We start from the raw sequence: 20,171 nt of genomic DNA on the forward strand, positions 1-20,171 counted from the left end.
AGACGGCCGTCCGCGGCTATGGTGAGCGGGGGTTCGAGGGGCATGGGCCCGGCGGGGGAAGCGCGTCGGCGCTGGTGAGGGAGGGCTGCTGTGGACGGCGGCACGGTGGGGCTCCGGATCGCATCGGCAGTGGTCGTGCCGGTGGTCAAACGACTGCTGGTGCCGCCCGCGAGCGCGCCGGCGGCCGAGTTCGGCGAGCGCCCGGTCCCGATCCGCCGGCTGGTGTCCTTCGCCAAGGAGCACCGCACGCTGACCGAGGACGATCTGCACAAGCTCGCCCGGGAGCTGGTCCGCCGCGCGGTGCGGGCCGCGGGTCCCCACGATCCGCCGATCGGCGCGGACGAGCACGACTCCGTCGGGCAGGCGCTGACCCGCACCCTGCACGCGCTCGGCGATCTCGACATGGACGACGTCCACGCCTTCGCGCTCGGCCCCGAGCGGCTGGCCGCCGAGCTGTCCCGGAGCGCGGGGCCCGACACCCGCAGGCTCCTCAGCGACGACGCCGCCCGCTTCCACGACCGGCTCCTGGAGACGGCGTGCGTGCACCTCATGCGCTTCTTCAGCCAGCGGCCCGGTTTCGCGGCCCGAGCCCAGATCGAGCTGAGCCGCGAGATCCGGGAGCAGAGCGAGAAATTGGACAGGATCCTGCGGCGGCTGCCCGACATCAGCCGCCAGGACGCGGAGTTCGAGGAGGAGTACGCGCGCTACGTCGTCGAGTGCCACGGCCGGCTCACGATCTACGGCGTCGACCTGCGCGAACCGGACGGCCAGGACTGGCCGCTGGAGACCGCGTACCTGAGCCTGGAGGCCCGGCCGTACCGCGAGGGCACCGATCCGGTCCCGGTGGTGAACGGCGAGCCGGGCGCCGACCGGGAGGCGGAGGCCGAGCGGGCCGCGGGCCCGGCCGAGGGGGTCTTCGCCCGCCACGAGCGGGTGCTCCTGCACGGGGTCGCGGGCACCGGCAAGACGACCCTGGTGCAGTGGCTGGCCCTCGCCACGGCACAGCAGGACCGGGTGCCCGGCGGGCTGACGCAGCTGTTCGGACGCGTCCCGTTCGTCCTTCCGCTGCGCACCCTGGCGCGCAAGGACGCCGAACTGCCCATGCCCGAGGACTTCCTGCGCTGGATCGGCTGCCCGCTGGTGGGCATCGAACCGGACGGATGGGCGGCACGGGTGCTGCAGCACGGGCGCGGCGTGCTGCTGATCGACGGGGCCGACGAGATCCCGAAGGAAGACCGGACCCGCACTCGAGCCTGGCTCAAGAAGCTGCTCGCCGTCTTCCCCGGCAATCTGTGGCTGCTCACCTCCCGCCCCTCGGCCCTGGAGCGGGGCTGGCTGGCGCGCGACGGTTTCCAGGAGTTCACGCTCGCCGCGATGCGGCCCGCCGACATGAAGCAGTTCATCCGGCGCTGGCACGCCGCGGCCGGGGCCTCGCAGGAGCTGGGCGAGACGCTGACGCTGTCGCTGCGCAGCAGCCCCGAGTTGAGCCGGCTGGCGACCAACCCGCTGATGTGCGGCCTGATCTGCGCCCTGCACCGGGAGCGCCGCGGCTTTCTGCCGCAGGGTCGCGCCGCCCTGTACGAGGCGGCGCTCTCGATGCTCCTGGAGCGGCGCGATCTGGAGCGCGAGGTGTACGGCCGCAGCCGCCCGGCGCTGGACCAGCGGTCGGCGACGGAACCGCTGCAGAAGCTGGCGTACTGGCTGATCCGCAACGAGCGGACGCAGCTGGACCGGCCGGACGCGGTGGACGTGGTGCGGCGGCTGCAGCCCTCGGTGCCCCGTCTGGCGGAAGTGGGGACGGCGGAGGAAGCTTTGCAGTATCTGCTGGAGCGTTCCGGTCTGTTGCGGGAACCCGCCACGGGTGCGGTGAACTTCATTCACCGGACTTTTCAGGATTTCCTGGGCGCCAGGGCCGTACTGGAAGAGCGCGACATGGGCATGCTGGTGAACAACGCGCACTTGGACCAGTGGGAGGACGTGGTTCAGATGGCCGTCGCACAGGCCCGCCACCAGGAGCGCGCCGATCTGCTGACGCGCCTTCGCGAACGGGGCGACCGGGAGCAGGACGCGGCGGTGCGAGCGCGCCTGCGACTCCTCGCGCTCGCCTCCCTCGAACAGGCCACCCGGCTGGAGCCGACGGTGCGCGAAGCGATCGAGGACCGGGCCGCGCGGCTGCTCCCGCCGCGTAGCCTGCGGGAGGCCAGGTCACTGGCGCAGACGGGCCCGCTGCTGCTCGGCCTGCTGCCCGCCGCGAAGGACCTGGAGGGCGACGAGGAGCTGGCCACCGTCCACGCGATATGCCAGATCGGCGGGGACGCGGCCATCCCCAGGCTCCGGGAGTTCCTGCGCACCGGCCAGCCCGCGGTGCGCGCGCAGCTCCTCGCCCACTGGGACCGGTTCGACACGACGGCGTACGCCGAGGAGATCGTGCGCCCCCTCCTCGACATCGCCCCCGAGGAGATCGTCACGGTGCGCTCGCACGCCGAGCTGGACGCGCTGCGCACCATGTCCGGGTATCAACGCGTGGGGCTGCACGGGGATTTCGGTCCCGACGAGATCAGTGCCGCGCTCGATCCGCGGCGGCTGCGCGAGCTGCGTCTGCGCAACACCCTCCAGCTGGAGGATCTCGGCCTGCTCTGCGCCTATCCCGAGCTGGAGACGCTCGCCCTGCAGGGGTGCCGGAACGTCAAGGACCCGGCGCCGCTGACCCGGCTGCCCCGGCTGCGGAGGCTGGAGCTGCGGGACCTCCCCCAGTTCGAGACCCTGCTGAAGCTGGCCGGCTGCCCCCGGCTGGAGGGGCTTCTCGTCGGGCCGGAGGTGCCCTGGCGCGGACTGTCCGACCTGCCGCGCGCCGCCGAGCTGCGGCTGCTGGCGCTGCCGTCGGCGGCGGCCCAGCTCGCGGGCATCGTGGCGTGCCGGGGGCTTGAGGAACTGCGGCTGCAGGACGCCAGCGAGCGGCTGACGCCGGACGAGTGGGGCTCCCTCGTCGCCGAGCTGCCGCATCTGCGCAAGCTGACGCTCTCCCCGCAGCAGCTGAGCATGCTGCTGTTCGCCCCGCGCACCGAGATCCCCCAGGTCACCCACCTGGATGTGTGGGCCAGGGCGGGGGACGCGGTTCCGCTGCGGCGGATCGCCCGGCGCCTCCCGGGCCTGGAGGAGGTCCATTTGTCGCAGGTCGCGGAGCTCGATCTCGCCTCCCTCGCCGGGCTGCCCCGGCTGCGCCGGGTACGGCTCGTCTACCCCGGCGAGATCCGCGGGGCGGACTCGCTTCCCGACAGTGTCGAACTGGATATCTATCCGCACCCCTGACACCCGGCGACACGCCGCACCCGTGTTCGACACCAGGGTCACACTGGAGGCCATCGCGTACGCGATTCCGCCTTCACCTGGTGTGATGTCCCCGCGACGGGTAAATTCTCTGTTTACAGGCGTAGTTGGTACGGATGTCAGCGGCTGATGTCTCGGGGGAGCGGTGCCGCCCGCCTCCTAAAGTTGTGGCCGCCGGCAGCGTTGAGCACGTTGGGCAACGAAGGCGGGACACAGCCAGATGCGCGTATCGGAAGGGTCACCGCTCTATGGCCGGGACCCCCTGCTGCGCTCGCTCGTCCCCCGGCTCACGGGCCTGACCCTCGACGAGCGGTCCCGCACGCCCCGGGAGCACCAGGGCGACCTGCCCGTCGTGCTGGTGACGGGATACCACGGCATCGGGCGCAGCGCCGTCCTGGCGGAACTGGCCTCGCGTTACCGGGACCGGCTCCCGCTCGCCCACGTACGGGTCGTCGCCGGCGAGACCGTCGTCGTCCGGCCGGCCCCGGCCGACGGCGGGACGCCCGCCGCCTCCACCCTGGTCGAGATCCTGGCGGAGCTGGTGTGCGGACTCGCGCCGGACCTGCGCCGCCGCTTCCCCGTCCTGGTGCCGGGCCTGTTCGCCGTCTCCGGCTGGCACCACGGCAACGCCGAGCAGCGGGACGCGGCGTGTCTGCGGTTCGCCCGGCTGTTGCTGGCCTGCCGCCTCACCGGCGGGGACGAGAACACGCTGCGGCACGCCTGGGCCACCGCCGTCGAAGGCCGTCTGGACACCCGCGAGACGGACACCGGCGCGGCGTACGCGGAGTCCGGCCAAGCGGACCCGTGGGATCTGTCGGACCCCTCCCGCCGGGACGCGGTCACCGCCGCCGTGGTGGCCGAGTACGCCGAGCGGCACCCGCCGGGCGCGGCCCGGGAGTGGTACCGGCGGCGCTTCCCCCGGGGCGCGGAGGGCCAGGATCCGCTGGTGCTGCTCGGGCAGTGGTTCCAGCAGGGCGGCGACTACCGGCATGCCGCCGAGCAGAGTCTGATGGCTGCCTTCCTGCACGATGTGGCCGCCTCCTACGGCAGGCTGCAGCGGTGGAACCGGGAGCCGTGGCCGCTCGTCCTGCTCGACGACGTACACCACCCGCCGGGGCAAACCTTCCTCGATCTGCTCCTGGAGCACCGGGCCAGCCCTGCGCGCCCCGACCACGAGGAGCTGGTCGTCGTGGCCACCCGGCTCGGCGGGCTGCCGGAGGGCGCGTCCGCCGCGGTCCGCCGCAACCTTCCCGACCTGGTGAAGTCCTCCGGCTGGGAGCGCAAGGGCCTCAGCCCCTCCGCCGGGCTGCTCGCCGTCCCCCTCACCCCGCTGAGCCGGGACGACATCCTGCCGATGCTGGTGCCGGACCGGCCCGCCCGGCCGCTCCACCCCTATCTGGCCTCGGCCGTGCACTCCCTCACCGGCGGGCATCCCGCGGTGACCACCGTGCTGTGCGGCGCGGTGCTGGACGCCACCGAGAAGGGCGGCAGCGTGGGCCCGCGGGACCTTCTGCAGCTGCGGGCCGGGGACGGGCGCCCGGTCACCGAGGCGCTCCTGGAGCGGCTGCTTCCGGACCGGCGCCAGCGCGACCGGCTGACCCTGCTGTCGCTCGCCCGCGACAGCACCGCGGCCGAGGCGCTGGCCGACCATCTGCGCCTCCAGGGGCCCGATCAGCTGCCCGCCAACTCCGCCACCGACTACCTCGAAGAGCAGCAGTGGCAGCAACTCACCCCGCCGGACGAGCCGCTGGTCACCGATCCCCTGCTGCGGACCCTGCTGGTGCACGAGGCGCGCCGCACCTCGCGGGCGGCCGAGGACGGCCGTGGCTGGCAGGACATCCACCGCTTCCTGCGGATGCACCACGCCCAGCGCGGTGAGAGCGGGGAGGCGGACGCCCTGCGGCACACGCTCGCCGCCGGGAACGCCGAGGCCGTGGTGGCCATGCTGGCGGAGGAGTTCCAGTCGGAGCAGGACGAACACGCCGCCGCGCACTGGCTGCTGTGCCTGCGGTACGCCGCCACCGCGCCCACCCCGCCCGTCGGGGAGTGGACCGACGAACGCATGCAGGTCGCCCTCGGCGCGCACGACGGCCGGTACGCGGGGCTGCACGAGATCGAGCGCTGCGTCAACCGGCTGCTGCACGCCCTGTGGCACGTGTCCGAACCGCACGCCGAACCCGACCCCGACATGTGCAAGGCCGTCGGCGAAGAGCTGGCCTACCTCTCACCGCGGCACCCGTCCTGGCACGCCGTCCTGGGCCAGGCCGCCCGCAGCTGGCCCGCGGCGGCGCGGAAGAAGCGCCCCTTCCCCATCACCGGTCAGTGAGGAAGCATGCTGCTGCGTCTGTTCCGTCGTCATCCCCGCGAGTGGGGCCCGGTCGAGTGGCTGGCCGTCTTCGGACTCGGCGCCCTGACCGCCGTCGCGATCACCGTCATCGTCGGCATGGCCCGGGGCCCCGGCAGATGCGGTGACGATCTGCGGGACATCGACGGGGACTGCATAGGCGTCACCGAGAACGCCTTCGAGGCGGATCCGGGCGTCACGTCCCTGATCCAGGCGGTCGCGGACGAGAACGCCCGGGTGCGGCGGACCGCGGAGTCCCCGTCGAGCGGGCCCAGGATCCCGTATGTGCGCATCGCGCTGATGATGCCCTTCACGGCGGACGAGCACAGCGCCATGACCACGGACATGATCCGTCGCGGGCTCGCCGGTGCCCTCGCCGCGCAGCGGCAGGCCAACCGCTTCGGCGGCCCGCACTACCAGCTGCTGCTCGCCCCCGACGGCCGCAACCTCGACCAGTGGGAGCCCGTCGTCGCGCGCCTGGCCGAACTGTCCAAGGACACCCGCGCGCCACTGGTCGGCGTGACCGGCATCCCCAGCAGTACGCCGGACACGCGCAGGGCGATCGCCGCGCTCAGCAAGCACAGCATCCCCACGGTCGGCCCCGTCATCACCGCGGCCACCATGAACGCGCCGTACTTCTTCAAGACCTCGGCCAACAACGACCAGTTCGCCCGCGCCCTGGGCCGCTACCTGGCCGAGAAGCCGGGCAAGCACCGGGGCTTCCTGGTCTGGGACAACCGCGCCGAGGACGTCTACTCGCAGAACCTGCGCAGCGTCTTCGAACGGCACTTCGGCGACGCGTACGGCCTCACCCACCACAACTCGAACTTCACCGGCACCTCCGGAACCGACAAGGGCATCCCCCAGCGGTTCACCGACGCCGTGCAGAAGATCTGCAACGAGAAGTCCGACACCGTCTTCTTCGCGGGCCGCGACCAGGACCTGCCCGCGTTCGTCGAACGCCTGGCCCAGGAGGGCGACTGCGGCCGCACCACGAAGCTGCGCATCCTCAAGGTGGGCATCGGTCTGGAGCCCACCCTCACCGCCGACGCGCCCACGCGGCGGCTGGACGACGCCCGGGCGGTGATCGTGGACGCGTCCTGCGTCGACCCCGCCTGGTGGAGCGGGAAACACAAGCGCGGCAAGGCGCTCGGCCGTTTCCTCGACCGCTTCGACGAGCTGAAGAAGCCGCACAAGCTCGACACCGAGCAGCTCAACGACGGCTACGCCGTCATGTACCACGACGCCTTCACCCTGCTCGCCAACGCCGTGGACCGCACCTACACCGAAATCAACGAGGGCGGCCGGCGGGCCCCGAAGTCCCCGAGCATCCCCACCAAGGACGACGTCTACAACACCCTCATCATCCCGAGCATCTCCGGCGACTCCTGCGATTCCTGCCTGATCGGCGCGGGAGGCACCTACGGTTTCGAGGGCCCGGGCAAGAACGACCAGTGGGCCGTCTGCAAGCCGGTCCCCGTCGTCGAGTACCCGGCCCCCGCCCGCGCCGACGAGGAGCGCCCCCACTCCCTGTACCGCACCTACCGCGACGGCCCCGGGGACGCCTGCCCCTCCTGACCGCTAGGCGCAGGACGGGCACAGGCCGCGGTAGGTGACCTCGGCCTCGGACACCGTGAAGCCGAACCGCTCCTCCGCCGGGAGGGCGGACAGGGGGTCGCCGGTGGGGTGGACGTCGCGGATGGTGCCGCAGCTGGAGCACACCAGGTGCTGATGGGGATGGTGCGCGTTCGGGTCGTACCGCTTGGCGCGGCCGTCGGTGGAGACCTCGGTGACCTCGCGGAGGGAGACCAGCTCGCCCAGGGTGTTGTAGACGGTCGCCCGGGAGATCTCGGGCAGCCGCTCCGCCGCGCGGGCGTGCACCTCGTCGGCGGTGAGATGCACATGGTCCCCGTCCAGGACCTCCGCGACGACACGCCGCTGGGAGGTCATCCGCCAGCCACGTCCTCGCAGTCGCCGCAGCAGGTCACTCATACAGGCTCACCTATTCACGTTCGGTGGGATGCCCCGATTTTACCCACGAGCGTCCGGGACTCCGATGGGATCTGGGTTTGGCGTGCTTATTGACTTAGATTCTGTCCATCGTAGGATCGGTTCCGGCGATAGCCAAGGGACAGGAAGCCTCCATTTTCGGCAGGAGACGGAGACGTGGGGCCCGCGCCCCGACTGTTCCACGCCCACAGTTCCGGGCACCTGATCCGCCTGGTTTGGAAGGATTCCCATGTCTGAGAACCATGAAGCAATCGTCACAGACTCCAAGACGGAGGGTGAGGGCGGAGGTGGCTGCCCGGTCGTGCACGGGCGTGCCCCGCATCCGACGCAGGGCGGCGGAAACCGCCAGTGGTGGCCGGAGCGGCTCAATCTGAAGATCCTTGCCAAGAACCCTGCCGTGGCCGACCCCCTCGGTGAGGACTTCGACTACGCCGAGGCGTTCAACAGCCTCGACCTGGCGGCCGTGAAGCGGGATATCGCGGAGGTGCTGACCACCTCGCAGGACTGGTGGCCGGCCGACTTCGGCCACTACGGCCCGCTCATGATCCGGATGGCCTGGCACAGCGCGGGCACCTACCGGATCAGCGACGGCCGCGGCGGTGGCGGCACCGGCCAGCAGCGCTTCGCGCCGCTCAACAGCTGGCCGGACAACGGCAACCTGGACAAGGCCCGCCGTCTGCTGTGGCCGGTCAAGAAGAAGTACGGCCAGAGCCTGTCCTGGGCCGACCTCATGATCCTCACCGGCAATGTGGCCCTGGAGTCGATGGGCTTCGAGACCTTCGGCTTCGGCGGCGGCCGCGCGGACGTCTGGGAGCCCGACGAGGACGTGTACTGGGGCCCCGAGACCACCTGGCTCGGCGACGAGCGCTACACCGGTGACCGGGAGCTGGAGGACCCCCTCGGCGCGGTGCAGATGGGCCTCATCTACGTCAACCCGGAGGGCCCCAACGGCAACCCCGACCCGCTCGCCGCGGCCCGGGACATCCGCGAGACCTTCCGCCGGATGGCGATGAACGACGAGGAGACGGTCGCCCTGATCGCGGGCGGTCACACCTTCGGCAAGACCCACGGCGCGGGCCCGGCGGACAGCGTCGGCGCCGACCCCGAGGCCGCCACCCTCGAGGAGCAGGGCCTGGGCTGGAGGAGCACCCACGGCACCGGCAAGGGCGCGGACGCCATCACCTCCGGCCTGGAGGTCACCTGGACCCCCACGCCCACCCAGTGGGACAACACCTTCTTCGAGGTCCTCTTCGGCTACGAGTGGGAGCTGACCAAGAGCCCGGCCGGCGCCAACCAGTGGCGGCCGAAGGACGGCGCGGGCGAGGGCACGGCGCCGCACGCCCACGACGCGTCGAAGAAGATCGCGCCGAACATGCTCACCACGGACCTGGCGCTGCGCTTCGACCCGATCTACGAGCCGATCTCCCGCCGCTTCTACGAGCACCCCGAGGAGTTCGCGGACGCCTTCGCCCGGGCCTGGTACAAGCTGACCCACCGCGACATGGGTCCCAAGTCGCTCCTCCTCGGCCCTGAGGTCCCGCAGGAGACCCTGCTGTGGCAGGACCCGCTGCCGGAGGCCGAGGGCGAGGTCATCGACGCCGCGGACATCGCGGCGCTCAAGGCCAAGCTGCTCGACTCGGGCCTGAGCGTCTCGCAGCTCGTCAGCACCGCGTGGGCGTCGGCCTCGACCTTCCGCGGCAGCGACAAGCGCGGCGGCGCCAACGGCGCGCGCATCCGCCTGGAGCCGCAGCGCGGGTGGGAGGTCAACAACCCCGACGAGCTGGCGACGGTGCTGCGCACCCTCGAGGGCATCCAGCGGGAGTTCAACTCCGGTGCCAAGAAGGTCTCCCTGGCCGACCTGATCGTGCTCGGCGGTTCGGCGGCCGTGGAGAAGGCGGCCAAGGACGCCGGTCACGACATCGAGGTGCCCTTCACCCCGGGCCGTGTCGACGCGACCGAGGAGCACACCGACGCCGAGTCCTTCGCCGCGCTGGAGCCGAAGGCCGACGGGTTCCGCAACTACGTCGGGAAGGGCAACCGGCTGCCGGCCGAGTACCTGCTGATCGACCGGGCGAACCTGCTGACCCTGAGCGCCCCGGAGCTCACGGTCCTCGTCGGTGGCCTCCGCGTCCTGGGCGCCAACCACGCCCAGTCCGCGCACGGCGTCTTCACCGACACCCCGGGCACGCTGACCAACGACTTCTTCGTCAACCTGCTCGACATGGGCACGCAGTGGAAGTCGACGTCCGAGGCCCAGGACACGTTCGAGGGCCGCGACGCCGCCACGGGCGAGGTCAAGTGGACCGGCACCCGTGCCGACCTGGTCTTCGGGTCGAACTCCGAGCTGCGCGCGCTCGCGGAGGTCTACGCGAGCGATGACGCGAAGAAGAAGTTCGTGAACGACTTCGTCGCCGCGTGGGCCAAGGTGATGGACCTCGACCGGTTCGACGTCGCCTGATCCCTCTCCTGCCCCATAGCGTCCAGGCCGGCCCGCACGGGCCGGCCTGGACGTCTTTTCTTTCCGGCCGCGGACACCGGCGCCCGATTCGTCCGCGCGGACCTGGCGGACCCGACGGGGACCAGAACGTCATCGGCGGGTTCGGCTGAACCGGCCCGGTGGCGGGGGCCGACGTCCCGGACGGTGGCCGCCGTGTCTACCGTGAGGGCTCCGGGCCGGTCCGGGCACGATGCCCACGCTGGTCAGGGACCCTGCCGACCGACTTTCTGAAGAGGCACTCATGACGACTGTCGAAACCTCGGTACGCGAGGGGGTGGCGCATCTGGTGCTCGACCGCCCGTCCGCGCTCAACGCGCTCGACACCGACACCGTGCTCGCCATGCGCGGCGCGCTGGACCGGTGGCGCGGCGACCCCGGTGTCCGCGCGGTTGTCGTCCGCAGCGGCACACCGCGGGCGTTCTGCGCGGGAGGAGACATCCGGGCGATCCGGGAGGCGGCGCTGCGTGGCGACTTCGCCGCCACGGCGCGGTTCTTCCGCGAGGAGTACGCCCTGAACCAGGAGATCGCCGAGTATCCCAAGCCGTATGTGGCGCTGATCGACGGGGTCGCCATGGGCGGCGGCCTCGGCATCTCCGTGCACGGCGCGGTGCGCGTGGCCACCGAGCGATCGGTGTTCGCGATGCCGGAAACCCTCATCGGCTTCTTCCCCGATGTCGGCGCCTGCTTCTTCCTGCCCCGGCTCGGCGGTGCGCTCGGCCGCTACCTGGGGCTGACCGGCGCGCGGCTGAGCGGGGCCGACGCGGTCAAGGCCGGGCTGGCGACCCACTTCGTGTCCTCCGCGGAGCTGCCGGAGTTCACCGCCGCTGTGGACACGGCCGAACTGGACGACGCGCTCGCCAAGTACGCCCGTACCCCGCCGCCGTCCGACCTGGACGACATCGGCGGCCGCGTCGCCGCGGCGTTCGCGCCCGGCCCCCTGTCCGAGGTGGTCGACCGGCTCCGGGCGGACGGCTCGGCCTGGGCGGAGACGACGCTCGGCTCACTCGCGGCCGCGTCGCCGCTGAGCCTCCGGCTGACCGACGAGATGCTGTGCCTGGGCGAGCGCGACAGCCTCGCCCAGTGCCTGCGGCGGGACCTGGAGGTGGCGTCCCGGCTCGTCCGTGAGCCGGACTTCGCCGAAGGTGTCCGGGCGAAGCTGGTGGACAAGACCGGGGACGCGCGCTGGTCGTTCGTGTCCGGCGAGGCGGTCCCCCACGAGCGGATCGCCGAACTGCTCGGTGGCTAGGGGGTGTCTTCCGGATCATGCCGGGCTCGCGGGCCCTGGCACGCACGCGCGCCGCGTTGTCGTCGTCGTACGCAGCGCCGCTGCGCTCTCCTCCTCCGCCTTGCGATCGCACGCGCCCCCAGCTACCGCTGGGAGGTGCCCCCTGACCCCGCTCCCTGATCCGGCCTGATCGACAAGACACCCCCTAGCCTGATCGCACCTTCGTACCTACCACCGCAGAGGAAGTGATGTGCCGTGCCGGGTCCTTCGGGCAGGGGCGTTCTGGTCACCGGGGCGTCCCGGGGCATCGGGCGGGCGGTCGCGCGGGCGTTCGCGGAGCGGGGCGACCGGGTGGCCGTGCACTACGGGGCGCGGGTGGCGGACGCCGAGGAGACCCGGGCGGCGCTGCCGGGCGAGGGACATGTGGTCATCGGCGGCGATCTCGGTGATCCGGCCGCGGCGCAGCGGATCGCCGACACCGCCGAGGAGGCGCTGGGCGGCGTCGACGTGCTGGTCAACAACGCCGCCGTGGCCACGTCGGAGGACAACGCGCACCGGGTGGCCGAGGTGTCGTACGCGCAGTGGCAGCGGGTCTGGCGGCAGATGGTCGAGGTGAATCTGCTCGGCGCGGCGCACCTGAGCTACTGCGTGGCGCGGCACCTCATCGACCGTGGTGCGTCCGGCCGGATCGTGCACATCGGCTCGCGCGGGGCGTTCCGCGGCGAGCCGGACCATCCGGCCTACGGGGCGAGCAAGGCGGCGCTGCACGCGCTCGGCCAGTCGCTGGCGGTCGCGCTGGCGCCGCACGGCATCGCGGTCACCTCGGTGGCGCCCGGGTTCACCGCCACCGAGCGGGTGGCGGGACGGCTGGCCGGGGAATCGGGGGACGTGCTGCGGGAGCAGAGCCCGTTCGGCAGGGTCGGCACGCCGGAGGAGGTGGCGGCCGCGGTGGTGTATCTGGCGTCGGCGGAGGCCACGTGGGCGTCGGGGACCGTCCTGGACCTCAACGGGGCGTCGCATCTGCGGCTGTGAAAGAGGCGGACGCACGGGGCCGAGGGCGAACCGGGCCATCTGCGAGCGGGCGGCCGCACACCGGGCTTCACGGTGAGATATGCCACACCGCACCTGCCGAATTCCGGCGCGGCTTAAGTCCGGGGGAATCGCCATCCGCGCACGCAGTCTCTATTGACCTGCGCGGACGAGGTTTCGGCGCGAGCCCTCCACAGTAAGGCACGACAGGAAGGGCGGCCACTCCTTCGGCGAATGCCGACCAGGCCGGGCGCCGTGGCGGGCGTCTGCCTGCCAAAGGCCTCCTTGATTCCCCATAGACCCCTCATTATCTTGGATAAATCAGGGGAGGTGCATTTGACCGATGCTGACTCACCCCCGGCTACAACGACCACCCTGGCCAGGCCATTCGACGAATGCGGCACTGACGGCAAGGTGCACGCTCGAAGCGCTGCACTCCCCGCCGACCCGCCCTTCCAAGAATTGCGGTGGCGCTGAACGGCAGATGTTCACGTAGTTGTTACAGCGGTGCATCGCTTTCCACCCGTGCGGCATGTAGCCATCGCCCATGCCCTGCCGCGCAGACCCGGCCGAATTCCGCATGGTCGTACGTCGAAATACTAGTGACCACACTAGACTTTCAGGAAAGGATCTACTCTTGCTCACTCCCCTCACGAACACGGTTTCCGCGGAGAAGTCTTGCCCGGCTCTTCAGTACGAGCTTCTCGACCGACGCGAAGAACTCGCCGTCTTAGGACGACTCACCGAGCGTTTACCCGATCGTGTCAGCTCGGTGGTCTGCATCGAGGGCGCGGGAGGCATCGGCAAGACCGCGCTGCTGAACGCCTGGATCGCCGGTGCGCGCGACCGTGGTCTGCTGGTGGCGCGCGTGTGTGGCAGCGAGTCGCAAGAAGGCCGGCCGTGGTCGGCGGCACGGCAGTTGTTCGACTCCCTTCTTGCCGCGCTCTGCGAATCGGACCGGCGTGCCCTGCAGGAGAGCCCGGCGGCCCGGGCCCTGTCCGCCCTGTCCACCCCGCCCGGCGAGGGCGGCCGGGCGTGCGGGGACCAGACCGAGGTGATCGGCGAGAGCCTGTACGAGCTGGTCGTCAACGCCTGCGAGATGGGCCCTCTGGCCCTGGTCCTGGACGACGCCACCTGGGCCGATCAGGCGTCGCTCCACTGGATGCGCCGGCTGGCGGGCCGGATCGACGGCCTTCCGCTGATGCTGGTGACGACCCGGCGGTGCGGTAACGGGCAGGAAGCCGCGCCGCTGCTGGACGAACTCGCCCTCCAGCCGGGCGTCATCACCCTGGAACTCTCCCCGCTCAGTCCCGGCAGCGTGCGCCGGCTCGTCCAGGACCGGATGGGCACACGCGCCGACGAGCAGTTCTGCGCGGCGTGCCACGAGGCGTGCGGGGGTAATCCCCTGCTGCTCAACGAGTTGCTGCGGGTCCTGGTGAAGAACGGGGTGCGACCGTGCGCGGCTCAGGCCGGCCGCGTGGCCGAACTCAACGAACACGTACTGGAGAAGACCATCGCCATACGCCTGGCCCGGCAGTCCAAAGCGGTCATGGCGATGAGCCGGGCGCTGGCGGTACTGGGTGACGGTACGCAGCTTCCCGTCGTGGCCGCGCTGGCCGGTCTCGATCCCTTCCGCGCGCAGGAGGCGGTGCGGGAGATGCGCTGCATGGGCGTCCTGACCGAGGAGGAGCATCCGCGGTTCACCCAGCCGCTGATACGGTCCGCCCTCTTCCGTGCCATGGCTCCGCAAAAGCTGGCCGAGGAGCACATGCGCGCCGCCCGCCTGCTGCGCGACCACGGTGAATGCAGTGAGGTGGTCGCCCGCCACCTGATGCTCACCCAGCCCACCGGAGACGAGTGGCGCATCGCGGTGCTGCGAGACGCCGCGCGGAGGGCCGCGGCCCGCGGCGCCCCGGCCCTTTCGGCCCGCTACCTGCGGCAAGCCCTGACGGAGGCCCCGGCCCCGCAGGTGGAGGTGTGCCTCCGGGCGGAACTCGCGACGATCGAGTTGCTGGACAATCCCACGGCTTCCGCCTACCACTTCCAGCAGGAACTGCTGCTGCGCCAGGACACCTGCGGGCGGGCCGCCGCGGTCAGCGGGCTGGCCGCGGCGTTGTGCACCACCCGGCGCACCCATGAGGCGGTGACGGCGCTGCGGCAGGGACTGGCCGAACTCGGGGATGCGCCCGAGCACGGCGAGTGGCGGTTGCGGCTGGAGGCGCAATGGGTCCTGGCCGCGTGGCAGGACGGCTCCTCCGCGTCGATCGGCACGGAGCTGGTGAAGGCGCGGTCGAGCCGTCACCTGCGCGGCGACACCCCTGGCGAGCGGGCTTGGCTGGCGGTGTGCGCCTTGCACACCCAGGCGGGTCACGGCACCGCCGAGCACGCCCGTGCCCTGGCGGGCCGCGCCCTGCGGGGTGGGATGGAGCTCGACGGGGCCATGCTGTGGTTCTACCCGCCCCTCCTCCTCGCCCTCGTCGCCACCGACCACCCGGAGATGGCGGCCGGCTGGCTCCAGCGGATGGCCGACCACGCCGCACGGCGTGGCTCAGCGCGCCTGTCCGCCCTGGCGAGCCTCGGCCTGGGCACGGTGGCCTGGCACTCCGGCCGTGTGCGGGAGGGGCTCGGCCACGCGCGTGACCTGCTCGACGTGGTCGGGCGGGAAACCCCGGAACGTCCCGCCCTGCCGTCGTTCGCGGTCGTGGCCAACCTGCTGCTGGACCTGGGGGCCACCGATATCGCGCACGACATCCTGCAGACGCACCCGACCGACAGCCTCGTCAGCGATGCCTGGGCCAGATCCGCCTATCTGCTCGCCCACGGGCGGCTGCGGCTGGAGCAAGGCGACGCGGGTGCCGCCCTGGCATCCCTGCTGGAATGCGGCCGGTACCAGGAGGCCGGCCCGGTGATCACTCCGGCGGTCACCCGGTGGCGCTCCTACGCCGCCCTGGCGTACGCCGCCACCGGCGACCGGGCCTCGGCGATCGACATGGCCGAGCGCGATCTGGAGCTGTCGCGCAGATGGGGCACCCACAAGGCGATCGGCGTCAGCCTCCGCACGCTGGGCACGGTCACCCGCGGCAAGCGGGGACTTGAGCTCCTGTCCCAGGCCGTCGACATGCTGGAGCACTCACCGGCGCGGGTGGAACTCGCCTACACGCTGAACGAGTTCGGTGCCGCCTGCCAGCGCCTCGCCCGGCGGGACGCGGCGCGGTCCTCCCTGCAACGGGCCCTGGCGGTGGCCGAGGAGTGCTCCGCGAGCTGCCTGGCCGACCGCGTCCGCGGCACTCTGCCACTGGTCGGAGGCAGACTTCGGGCGGCCAAGGCATCGGATGCGCGGCGCCTCACCCCCAGCGAGCGCCGGGTGGCGGAGCTGGCCGCCCAGGGCCGCAGCAACCGCGAGATCTCCGAGGCCCTCTTCGTCACCCGGCGCACCGTCGAGATCCATCTGACCAGTGCCTATCGCAAGCTGGGGATCTCCGGCAGGCCGGAACTGGCCTTCGCGCTGGCCCAGTCGGCCACCCCGGTCCGGCAGAACCGGGCGCTGCCGGTGCCCTGACTGCCGCCGCAGGGCCCGGGCCCCGGCCGCAGGGTGCGGCCGGGGCCCGGGTTCCGCGCGTCCGTCACCGGCCGCCGGGCGATCGGTCCGCGGATGCCTGGCTCACCGTCAGCTCCGCCAGACCGGGAGGGTCACCACGGTCGGCCGCCTTGAGCGTGAGCCGTACGTAGCGGACGAGTACGGAGTGCCGGAGCGCGCCGGAAGAGGCGGAGTTCTCCGCCGGGCGCCAATGCCGGCCGTCTGCCGACACCTGCACGGTGGACGACTCGGGCGCGGTGGAGGTCCACTCCGGCGAGATCCGGGTCACCCGGCGTGCGCGTCCCAGGTCGACGGTGAGGCTGCCGGCCGCCTCGGCCGGGACCCAGGCCGTGGCGGCGCTGCCGTCCACCGCCGCCCGGGCGTCCATGCCCGGCTGTCCGGAGGTGGCCGTCGCCGTCGCGCACCGGGCGGCGTTGGTCGTGGCCTCGAGGTCCGGGCGCCGGGTCTCCAGCACGGCCGGGGCGCCCGTGGTGACCGTCCGGGTGCCTTCGGCGGTCTCGACCTCCAACGGTCCGCCACCGGTCAGCCGGACGGTCGTGCGGTGGGGACCGATGGCGACGTCGAACGTGCGGCCCCGCCAGTGCAGCCCCTTCAGCCGCACCCCGTCCTTCATCTGCGGGGGGAGCACCGGGTCCAGTCGCAACCGGTCGTCCTCCCACCGCAGTCCGGCCAGGCCGTAGGTGAACGTCTGGAGGAAGCCGCCCGCCCCGGTGAGGAAGTCGTGCGCGGGCGCGCCCGCCAGTGGGTCGTCCGCTCCGGCCTTGGCGCCGCGGGCCTCGGAGAACTGGTGGAAGGGCCCGCGGACGAACGGTTCGATCGAGCGCATCACGTAGGTGTACGTCGAGCATCCCGGCTCGCCGATGGCCGCGGCGTCGATCGCGTGGATCGCGTCCGTCATCGCGGGGCCTTCCGGGTCGGTGCGTACGGCGTAGTAGTCCAGGGTGCGGGCCGCCTGCTCGCGGGTCATGGGCCACCGCAGCGGGTACATCAGCATGGCGGTGTCCGCCTGCTTGATCTTCGAGCCCTCGTAGCCCGCGTACTGCTCGAAGACCTGCCGCTCGGCGTCGTAGGGAATGCGCAGCCGGTCGGCGATCCGCGTCCAGTCGGCGGGCGGGTCCTGTCCGAGCACCCGCGCCGCACGGGTCGCGTCGCGCAGCGCCGTGGCCGCGCCGGCGTTGGTGAAGGCTCCGTCGGTGACGCCGTTGCTGTACTCGTCGGGGCCGGCCACGTTCTCGATCGAGTAGCTGCCGTCGGCGTTTTCGGTGACCCGTCCGGTCCAGAACTCGGCGATGCCCTTCAGCACCGGCCACCCGCGTGTCCGCAGCCAGTCGCGGTCGCCGGTCGCCTGGTAGTACTGCCAGACGGCCATGGCGATATCGCTCTGGAGGTGGATCTGCATGAGGCAGTGCGGCGGCGGGCCCCAGCTGTGACACTCTTCGAGGTCGCCCTGGCCGCCACTGGTCCACGAGTAGAACAGACCGGGATAGCCGATCCGCTCGGCGTTGGCGCGGGCCGCCGTGCGGGTGCGGTAGCGGTAGTCCACGATGGATCTGGCCAGCCGCGGCTGGTTCGCCAGCAGCGCGGGGAACATCCAGGTGTCGGCGTCCCAGAACACCTGGCCCGCGTAGTTGTCGCTGGTCAGTCCGGTCGGCGCGACGCTGTTGCCGGAGCCGGCGCGGACGTTGGACAGCATCGCGTACTCCGAGGAGCGGATCCATGCCTGGAGGTCGGGCTGCCCGGGGACCGCGATGTCGCTGCGCCACAGGGCGGCCCAGGCCGCCGTGTGGGTGGCGAACAGGGCCGGCCAGCCCCGCTCGGCGGCCTGCCGGGAGGCCGCCACCGCCGCCCGGAGCGGCGCGTCAGCGGTCAAGGCGGTGTCCACGCCGATGTACTTGGTGAGGGTGTACGTGTGCGCGCCGCGGACCGGGAAGCCGACGGATTGACGGTTCGTCAGGCTCCGGCCCGTCTCGGCCGGGCGGGTGTCGCGCGGGTGTACGCCGGGGCCGGTAATGAGGGTGGAGGCGATGGCGCCGCGGGTCCCGGTGCCGTCGGCGCGGAATCCCACGGTCATCGTGCGGCCGGACTCACGGCCGCCGCCGGTCGCCGACAGCCTCCGGGCACCGCGGCCGTCGATGAGGTCGGTGACGGTGGCGTCACCGCTCCAGTGCGGGGTCATCCGCACCCGTACCGCGGCCGTATGCTCCCGGTCGCGGGCGGCGAACACCTCGTAGACCAGGTCGGTGGCGCGTCCGTCGGCCGTGGTCCAGGTCAGCGAGGTGCGGACCAGGCCGCACCGCTGGAGGACGGTCTGCCGGTAGTGGGAGATCCGGTCGGCCGGAGTGGCCGAGGTGAAGGCTTCGGCGCCGACGCCGACGGTCAGCCCGGTCCAGGTGGGGAGGGCGGCGATGACCTGCCGGTCGTCGGTGGTCGACGGGTTGTGGGCGTACAGACCCGAGACGTACGAGCCGTCGTAACGCGGCGTGTACAGGGGCCAGCCGGTTCGCTGCTCGCCGGCCCAGTACCCGGTGCCGTTGGGGGGGATGCGCTGCCCGAGGTAGCCGTTGCCCACGAAGGCGTGGTAGCTGTCCTGCGCGTCGATGGCGGTCGATGACGGCGCCCAGCCGTCCTCCGGACGCTCCCCGGAGCACGATGCGGCGGAAGGCGCCGACGGGGCCGGGTCCCGGGTGGGCAGCGCGGAGGCCGAGGCCACGGGCAGGGCCAGGGCGACCAGGAGGATCCAGCCGATCCGCAGCCATCGGGGCATCCGGGCGCGGGCCGCCCGGCCGGAGGCCTCGGGCCCGGCCATCACAGCCGGACCCCGTCGCGCGCGAGGGGGTTGGACGGACGGATCGCCAGGGACATCGCCCCCGCGGCCAGGCACACCGTGGCGCCCGTGAACCAGACGATCGTGTAGCTGCCGAAGTTGTCACGGATCACCCCGCCCACGGCGGTCGCGAGCGCCCCGCCGAGCTGGTGCGCGGTCCACAGCCAGCCGAAGACCACACCGGCCGACGAGCCGAAGGACTCCTGGCACAGCCGGATGGTCGGCGGCACGGTGGCGATCCAGTCCATGCCGTAGAAGATGGTGAAGACCAGCATGCCGGGCGTCACCGTGTCGGCGAACAGCCACGGCAGCATCAGCAGGGACAGCCCTCGCAGGGTGTAGTACACCAGGAGCAGGTAGCGCGAGTCGTACCGGTCCGTCAGCCAGCCCGAGAAGGTGGTGCCGACGATGTCGAAGACCCCGGCGATGCCGAGCAGCCCGGCGGCCGCCGTCGTCGTCATCCCGTGGTCGTGCGCGGCCGGGATGAAGTCGGTCTGTATGAAGCCGGACGTCGTGACGCCGCAGATGCCGAAGGTGCCGGCCAGCAGCCAGAAATCCTGTGTACGGGCCGCCTTCCGCAGCACCCCGAAGGCGCTCGTGGCCGCGGGCGCCGCCTCCGGTGCCGCCGGCTCCGCGCCCGGTTCGCCCTCCGCCGCCTCCTCGGCCCCGTACGCGGTCAGGCCCATCTCCCGCGGGTGGTCCCGGAGCAGGAAGATGACGAAGGGCACCGCGACCAAGGAGCCGAGCGCCACCACGATCGACGCCGTGCGCCAGCTCGAGTTGTCGCTCAGCCGTCCCAGCAGCGGCAGGAAGACCAGCTGGCCGGCGGTGCTTCCGGCGGTGAGAACCCCGGAGACGATGCCGCGGCGCTTGACGAACCACCGCTCGGTGAGGGTGGCGACGAAGGCCAGGGAAATGGCGCCGCAGCCGGCTCCCACCAGCACGCCCCACAGCAGCACCAGTTGCCACGGCGCCGTCATCCACGCGGGCAGCCCGGTGCCGAGTGCGATCAGCACCAGCGCGCCGGAGAGCACACTGCGGATGCTGAGCCGTTCCATCAGCGCCGCCGCGTACGGCGCCGCCAGGCCGACGATCACCAGGTTCAGCGAGATCGCGAAAGAGATCGTGCCGTAGGACCAGCCCATCTCCTCGTGGAGCGGGGTCAGGACCACCGAGGGCAGGGAACGGAAGCCGGACGTACCGATCAGGACCAGGAACGAGACACCGGCCACGATCCAGGCCCAGTGAAGGGAACCCGCTCCGGGACGTGGCCCGCTGCGGGGTGTTTCGGGGATCTTTTCGAGGTTTTGCACGTGC

General features: G+C 72.1%; 10 protein-coding genes. 7 read left to right on the top strand and 3 right to left on the bottom strand.

Annotation, left to right across the window (positions count from 1 at the left end):
• The first annotated feature begins 90 nt into the window (after positions 1-90).
• From ABZ562_RS02375 to ABZ562_RS02385, 3 genes are all read left to right on the top strand, one after another.
• On the top strand, positions 91-3,309 hold the full coding sequence (locus ABZ562_RS02375; protein ID WP_361472815.1) for an NACHT domain-containing protein: 3,219 nt from the start codon (positions 91-93) through the stop codon (positions 3,307-3,309).
• 238 nt (positions 3,310-3,547) lie between these two features.
• Positions 3,548-5,653, top strand: coding sequence for an ATP-binding protein (locus ABZ562_RS02380; RefSeq protein ID WP_361472818.1), 2,106 nt, complete (start codon positions 3,548-3,550; stop codon positions 5,651-5,653).
• A gap of 6 nt (positions 5,654-5,659) precedes the next feature.
• A complete protein-coding gene (locus ABZ562_RS02385; RefSeq protein WP_361472821.1) occupies positions 5,660-7,249 on the top strand; it encodes an ABC transporter substrate-binding protein in 1,590 nt (529 codons plus the stop codon).
• 3 nt (positions 7,250-7,252) lie between these two features.
• Here the strand turns inward: ABZ562_RS02385 and ABZ562_RS02390 are convergent, their stop codons facing one another.
• Positions 7,253-7,663, bottom strand: a complete 411-nt coding sequence (locus ABZ562_RS02390) for a transcriptional repressor (protein ID WP_361472823.1) — start codon at positions 7,661-7,663, stop codon at positions 7,253-7,255.
• Positions 7,664-7,910: 247 nt separating this feature from the next.
• Between ABZ562_RS02390 and katG the strand changes: the two genes are divergently transcribed.
• The 4 genes from katG (at position 7,911) to ABZ562_RS02410 (ending at position 15,991) form a co-directional block, all read left to right on the top strand.
• Positions 7,911-10,139 carry a catalase/peroxidase HPI gene (katG, locus tag ABZ562_RS02395; protein WP_361472826.1) on the top strand — a complete coding sequence of 743 codons (2,229 nt, stop codon included), beginning with the start codon at positions 7,911-7,913 and terminating at the stop codon, positions 10,137-10,139.
• A gap of 280 nt (positions 10,140-10,419) precedes the next feature.
• Positions 10,420-11,424, top strand: coding sequence for an enoyl-CoA hydratase/isomerase family protein (locus tag ABZ562_RS02400; protein WP_361472828.1), 1,005 nt, complete (start codon positions 10,420-10,422; stop codon positions 11,422-11,424).
• A 234-nt stretch (positions 11,425-11,658) separates the two neighbouring features.
• Positions 11,659-12,435 carry an SDR family oxidoreductase gene (locus ABZ562_RS02405; RefSeq protein WP_361472831.1) on the top strand — a complete coding sequence of 259 codons (777 nt, stop codon included), beginning with the start codon at positions 11,659-11,661 and terminating at the stop codon, positions 12,433-12,435.
• 577 nt (positions 12,436-13,012) lie between these two features.
• The gene (locus ABZ562_RS02410) at positions 13,013-15,991 is read left to right on the top strand and encodes an AAA family ATPase (RefSeq protein WP_361473262.1); all 2,979 of its coding nucleotides are present in this window, start codon (positions 13,013-13,015) and stop codon (positions 15,989-15,991) included.
• A 64-nt stretch (positions 15,992-16,055) separates the two neighbouring features.
• Here the strand turns inward: ABZ562_RS02410 and ABZ562_RS02415 are convergent, their stop codons facing one another.
• On the bottom strand, positions 16,056-18,836 hold the full coding sequence (locus tag ABZ562_RS02415; RefSeq protein WP_361472834.1) for a discoidin domain-containing protein: 2,781 nt from the start codon (positions 18,834-18,836) through the stop codon (positions 16,056-16,058).
• Positions 18,836-20,167: an MFS transporter gene (locus tag ABZ562_RS02420; RefSeq protein WP_361472837.1), complete on the bottom strand. Its 1,332-nt coding sequence runs from the start codon at positions 20,165-20,167 to the stop codon at positions 18,836-18,838. The genes ABZ562_RS02415 and ABZ562_RS02420 overlap by 1 nt, the downstream gene beginning before the upstream one ends.
• Positions 20,168-20,171: the final 4 nt, after the last annotated feature.

Source organism: Streptomyces sp. NPDC019937 (genome assembly GCF_040631655.1).
Lineage (GTDB): Bacteria > Actinomycetota > Actinomycetes > Streptomycetales > Streptomycetaceae > Streptomyces.